Genomic DNA, 4,961 nt, shown 5'->3' on the forward strand with positions numbered 1-4,961 from the left:
CTGGAAGTCGTAGAACTCCTCCGGGTCGAGCTCGGCGAAGACCTCGGCATCCCACTGCTCGAGCAGGTGGTCAACCGTGCTGGTCGCTGCGTCCGCGGCGTCGTTCCAGCCCTCGAAGGCCACGATCATCACCGGGCTCTCCAGATCGAGATGCCCGTCGGGACTCCATTGGACAGTCATTAGTACAGCCTACGTTCGTCCGGTTGTTCCCCACCCATACACTGGGGCCATGTCTGTCGATTTCGATTCGCCCTTATTGGATGCCGCCCGTCGGCGAGTACTGATCGGTGACGGGGCGATGGGCACGATGTTGCAGGCCGTCGACCTCGACGTGGACGCGGACTTCCTGGGCCTGGAGGGCTGCAACGAGATCCTCAACGCGACCCGCCCCGACGTCGTCCGCTCGGTGCACGACGCCTACTTCGAGGCCGGCTCGGACCTCGTCGAGACCAACACCTTCGGCGCCAACCACGCCAACCTCGGCGAGTACGACATCGTCGACCGCATCTACGAGCTGGCCCGCGCGGGCGCCGAGATCGCCCGCCAGTCCGCCGACCACTGGTCGACGCCGGACAAGCCCCGCTATGTCATCGGCTCGATGGGCCCCGGCACCAAGCTGCCCTCCCTCGGGCACATCGACTACGCCACCCTGCGGGACGCGTATGCCGAGAACGCCCGCGGCCTCATCGACGGCGGCGCCGACGCGCTGCTGGTCGAGACCGTGCAGGACCTGCTGCAGGCCAAGGCCGCGGTGGTGGGCGCCAAGCGCGCGCTGACGGCGGCCGGCGAGACGCTGCCCGTCATCGTGCAGGTCACGGTCGAGACGACGGGCACGATGCTGCTCGGCTCCGAGATCGGCGCGGCGCTGACCGCCCTCGAGGCGCTCGGCATCGACGCGATCGGGCTCAACTGCGCGACCGGCCCCGCCGAGATGAGCGAGCACCTGCGGGTCCTGTCGCAGCAGTCGCGCATCCCGGTGACCTGCATGCCCAACGCCGGTCTGCCGCAGCTGGGCAAGGACGGCGCCACCTACCCGCTGCAGCCGGACGAGCTGGCCGCCGCCCACCGCACCTTCACCCAGGACTACGGCGTCGCCCTGGTCGGTGGCTGCTGCGGCACGACCCCCGAGCACCTGCGCGCCGTCGTCGAGGCGGTCGGCGGCCAGCCGATCGGCGAGCGCAACCCGACCCCCGAGCCCGGCGTCGCCTCGCTCTACGCCCCCGTCCCGTTCCGCCAGGACGCGTCCTTCCTGTCCATCGGCGAGCGCACCAACGCCAACGGCTCCAAGGCCTTCCGCGAGGCGATGCTGGCCGAGAAGTGGGACGACTGCGTCGAGATCGCCCGCGCCCAGACCCGCGACGGCGCCCACCTGCTGGACGTCTGCGTCGACTACGTCGGCCGCGACGGTGCCGCGGACATGTCCGAGGTCGTGGCCCGGTTCGCCACCGCGAGCACCCTGCCGCTGGTGCTGGACTCGACCGAGCCCGCCGTCATCCAGGCCGGGCTCGAGCGCCTCGGTGGCCGCGCGGTCATCAACTCGGTCAACTTCGAGGACGGCGACGGGCCCGACTCGCGCTACGCCAAGATGATGCGGCTCGTGGCCGAGCACGGCGCCGCCGTCGTGGCCCTGACCATCGACGAGCAGGGTCAGGCCCGCACCCGCGAGCACAAGGTCGCCGTCGGGTCGCGCCTGATCGAGGCGCTGACGGGCGAGCACGGCATGCACGTCGAGGACATCGTCGTGGACTGCCTGACCTTCCCGATCGCCACCGGTCAGGAGGAGACGCGCCGCGACGGCATCGAGACGATCGAGGCGATCCGCGAGCTCACCACCCGCTACCCGGGCGTGCAGACCACCCTCGGCGTCTCCAACGTGTCCTTCGGCCTCAAGCCCGCTGCCCGCCAGGTCCTCAACTCGGTCTTCCTCGACGAGTGCGTCAAGGCCGGGCTGAGCAGCGCGATCGTCAACTCCGCCAAGATCGTCCCGATCTCGCGGATCCCCGAGGACCAGCTCAAGGTCGCCATGGACCTCGTGCACGACCGGCGCGAGTGGGCCGGCGAGCCGGGGGAGTCGGAGTGCACCTACGACCCGCTGTCCCGGATGCTCGAGCTCTTCGAGGGGGTCGACTCGACCTCGCTCAAGGAGGAGCGCGCCAACGCCCTGGCGTCCCTGCCGCTCGAGGAGCGCCTCGCCCAGCGCATCATCGACGGCGAGCGCAACGGCCTCGAGGCCGACCTCGACCTGGCGATGGACTCCGGGCACGACCCCCTGGCGATCATCAACGACATGCTCCTCGCGGGCATGAAGACCGTCGGCGAGCTCTTCGGCTCCGGCAAGATGCAGCTGCCGTTCGTGCTGCAGTCGGCCGAGACGATGAAGGCCGCCGTCGCGCACCTCGAGCCGCACATCGAGGCCGCCGCGGGCGGTGCCAAGCGCGAGGCCAAGGCCAAGGTCCTGCTCGCCACCGTCAAGGGCGACGTCCACGACATCGGCAAGAACCTCGTCGACATCATCTTGTCCAACAACGGCTTCGAGGTCGTCAACATCGGCATCAAGGTGCCGGTCAACGAGATCATCGACAAGGCCGAGGAGCACGCGGTCGACGCCATCGGCATGTCCGGCCTGCTCGTGAAGTCCACCGTGATCATGAAGGACAACCTGCTCGAGCTGAACTCCCGCTCCCTCGCGGACCGCTGGCCGGTCCTGCTCGGGGGCGCGGCCCTGACCCGGGCCTACGTCGAGCAGGACCTCGCCGAGCTGTATGACGGGCACGTGCGCTACGCGCGGGACGCGTTCGAGGGGCTGCGGCTCATGGACGCGGTGGCCAAGGCCAAGGCCGACCCCGCCGTGCAGCTGACCGACGCGCTGCCCCCGCTGCGCCAGCGTCGGGTCGCGGCCCGGCATACGGAGCCGACCGAGCCCGTCGAGATCGACACCCGACGGTCCGACGTCACCACGGACAACCGGATCCCGACCCCGCCGTTCTGGGGCACGCGCGTCGTCAAGGGCATCGCGACCAGCGACATCGCGGGCTACCTCGACGAGCGGGCGACCTTCCTCGGGCAGTGGGGGCTCAAGCCGTCCCGCGCCGACGACGGCCCCTCCTACGAGGAGCTCGTCGAGCGCGAGGGCCGGCCGCGGCTGCGCATGTGGCTGGACCGCATCAAGACCCAGGACCTCGTGCAGCCCGCCGTGGTCTACGGGTACTTCCCGTGCTACAGCGAGGGCAACGACGTCGTCGTGCTCGAGCACACCGAGCGCCCCGACGGCACGATCGAGCTCGGCGGCGAGCGCGCCCGCTTCACCTTCCCCCGGCAGGGACGCGACCGGCGCCTGTGCCTGGCCGACTTCTGGCGGTCCAAGGAGGCCGTCGAGGCCGACGGGCAGCCCGACGTCATCACCTTCCAGCTGGTGACGATGGGCGACCGCGTGGCGCTGGCGACGGCGGAGCTGTTCGCGGACAACGCCTACCGCGACTACCTCGAGCTCCACGGCCTGTCCGTGCAGCTCACCGAGGCCCTCGCGGAGTACTGGCACGCCCGCGTCCGCGCCGAGCTCGGCCTGGCCGACGGCGACGCCGACGCGCTCGGCGACATCCTGCGGCAGAAGTACACCGGCGAGCGCTACTCCTTCGGCTACCCGGCCTGCCCGGAGCTCGAGGACCGCGCGACCCTGGTGGCGCTGCTCGAGCCCGAGCGGATCGGCGTGACCCTGTCCGAGGAGCTGCAGCTGCACCCCGAGCAGTCCACGGACGCCCTCGTCGCGCACCACCCCGAGGCGAGCTACTTCAAGGCATGACCGACCGCACCGAAGCGGTCTGCGCGGGCCGTCGCATCTCGGCGGCCCGCGCAGACCGCGCACGCCGACGAACCCGAGGAGCCCGATGACCGAGCGCGCCGCGCTGCCCGCCGCCGTCCTGTGGGACATGGACGGCACCCTGGTGGACTCCGAGCCCTACTGGATCGCCGAGGAGTACGCCCTCGTCGAGTCCTTCGGCGGGCAGTGGTCCGACGAGCACGCCCACCAGCTCGTCGGGCAGGCGCTGCTGTGGTCGGCGGACTACATCCGCGAGCACACGCCCGTGACGATGCCGCGCGAGGAGGTCGTGCAGACCCTCCTCGCCGGCGTCATCCGGCGGTTCCGCGAGCACATCCCGTGGCGGCCCGGCGCCCAGGCGCTGCTCGCCTCGACCCGTGAGCTCGGGGTGCCCTGCGCCCTGGTCACGATGTCGTATGCCGCCTTCGCCGACGTCATGGTCCAGGCGCTGCCCGCGGGGACCTTCGACGCGGTCGTGACCGGGGACGTTGTCAAGCAGGGCAAGCCGCACCCCGAGCCGTACCTCACCGCGGCGAGCCTGCTCGGCGTGGCGCCGGGGGACTGCCTCGCGGTCGAGGACTCCAACACGGGGCTGGCATCCGCGCTGGCCGCCGGCGTCCCCACCATCGGGATCCCGCACATGGTGGACATCGCCGAGCAGGAGGGCCTGCGCATCGTCCCCACCATGACCGGCGCGTCGATCCCCGAACTGTGGCGGCTGTTCGCCTGACACCGGCGCGGACGCGGCATACCTGCACCCCGCACGCACCTTTGGCACGTGCGGCCGGCGCGGACGCGGCGTTTATGAGCTGCGAGCCCACGAACGGCCGGTGAGGGCGCCTCGGATCGCGCGTTCCTGAGCTGCGAGCGCACGAAGGCCGAGCGCAGGGTCCGAGTCGGCGCCGACGGGTGGGATCTGCGTCCGGAACGCACCTTTGCCACGTACGGAGGGCCCGGGTGCGGCATACCTGCTTCCCGCACGCACCTTTGACACGTGCGGCCGGCGTGGACGCGGCGTTTGTGAGCTGCGAGCGCACGAACGGCCGGTGAGGGCGCCCCGAATCGCGCCTTCGTGAGCTGCGAGCGCACGAACGGCCGGTGAGGGCGCCCCGAATCGCGCTTTCGTGAGCTGCGAGCGCACGAA

Annotated in this window: 3 protein-coding genes; 2 read left to right on the top strand and 1 reads right to left on the bottom strand. The window is 71.1% G+C overall.

Features of this window, described 5'->3' with window-relative positions:
* Positions 1-180: PAC2 family protein (locus B2P18_RS07035; protein ID WP_286957529.1), on the bottom strand; the 180-nt coding region annotated here is incomplete at its 3' end.
* A gap of 49 nt (positions 181-229) precedes the next feature.
* Here B2P18_RS07035 and metH point away from each other — a divergent pair.
* Both metH and B2P18_RS07045 read left to right on the top strand, forming a co-directional pair.
* On the top strand, positions 230-3,799 hold the full coding sequence (gene metH / locus B2P18_RS07040; protein ID WP_286957534.1) for a methionine synthase: 3,570 nt from the start codon (positions 230-232) through the stop codon (positions 3,797-3,799).
* Positions 3,800-3,884: 85 nt separating this feature from the next.
* A complete protein-coding gene (locus B2P18_RS07045) occupies positions 3,885-4,547 on the top strand; it encodes an HAD family hydrolase (protein WP_029213007.1) in 663 nt (220 codons plus the stop codon).
* The last annotated feature ends 414 nt before the right edge of the window (positions 4,548-4,961 follow it).

This window comes from Arsenicicoccus sp. UBA2120, from assembly GCF_002330965.1.
In the GTDB taxonomy this organism is placed as follows: Bacteria; Actinomycetota; Actinomycetes; order Actinomycetales; family Dermatophilaceae; genus Arsenicicoccus; species Arsenicicoccus bolidensis.